The organism is Citrobacter sp. NCU1 (genome assembly GCF_010231475.1).
In the GTDB taxonomy this organism is placed as follows: domain Bacteria; phylum Pseudomonadota; class Gammaproteobacteria; order Enterobacterales; family Enterobacteriaceae; genus Citrobacter_D.
The window spans coordinates 1025-1759 of sequence record NZ_NRDO01000156.1 but is presented as its reverse complement, the minus strand read 5'-3'; the positions used below and the strand labels follow the sequence as shown (position 1 = coordinate 1759).

The 735-nt window shown below is 61.9% G+C and carries 2 protein-coding genes (1 of these 2 running past the window's edge); both read right to left on the bottom strand.

Translation table 11 applies throughout. The features are described 5' to 3' along the window. Positions 1-60: 60 nt before the first annotated feature. On the bottom strand, positions 61-366 hold the full coding sequence (gene rpsN, locus CJP72_RS25170) for a 30S ribosomal protein S14 (protein ID WP_005408209.1): 306 nt from the start codon (positions 364-366) through the stop codon (positions 61-63). 18 nt (positions 367-384) lie between these two features. Further along, a protein-coding gene (gene rplE, locus CJP72_RS25165) for a 50S ribosomal protein L5 (RefSeq protein WP_162383922.1) crosses the window boundary here: on the bottom strand, positions 385-735 show its 3' portion. 204 nt of this gene lie beyond the right edge of the window; the window shows 351 of its 555 coding nt (coding positions 205-555); its start codon lies off the right edge, out of view; it ends in the stop codon at positions 385-387.

Genomic DNA, 735 nt, shown 5'->3' with positions numbered 1-735 from the left:
GCCTCCCCTGCCCGGTTCAGGAACCCCCGAAGGGGCTCCTGATCGCAGGGCCGGCTGGGATTACCAGCTGGCCTTGCGCAGACCCGGGACGTCGCCACGCATGGTGGCTTCACGCAGCTTGTTACGGCCCAGGCCGAACTTGCTGTAGACGCCACGCGGACGACCCGACAGCTCGCAACGGTTGCGCTGGCGGCTCGGCGACGAATCGCGCGGCAGCTTGGCCAGCTTGGTTGCGGCGTCGATCTTCTCTTCGTAGGTCGCGTCCACGGAGGACACGATCTTCTTCAGAGCCGCACGCTTTTCAGCGTACTTCTTTGCCAGCTTTTCCCGCTTGATGTCGCGGTTGACCATGGAGGTCTTTGCCATTTCGGTTTCCTCGACAGATCAGTTACGGAACGGGAACTTGAACGCTGCCAGCAGCGCCTTCGCTTCCGCGTCGGTCTTCGCAGTGGTGGTGATGGCGATATCCATACCGCGGATCGCGTCGACGGCGTCGAAGTCGATTTCCGGGAAGATGATCTGCTCCTTCACACCCATGTTGAAGTTGCCGCGGCCGTCGAAGGAACGACCGGAAACACCACGGAAGTCGCGCACGCGCGGCAGCGAGATGTTGATCAGGCGATCCAGGAACTCGTACATCTTGTGGCGACGCAGCGTGGTCTTGCAGCCGATCGGCCAACCATCGCGGATCTTGAACGACGCAACCGACACGCGCGACTTGGTGACAACCGGCTT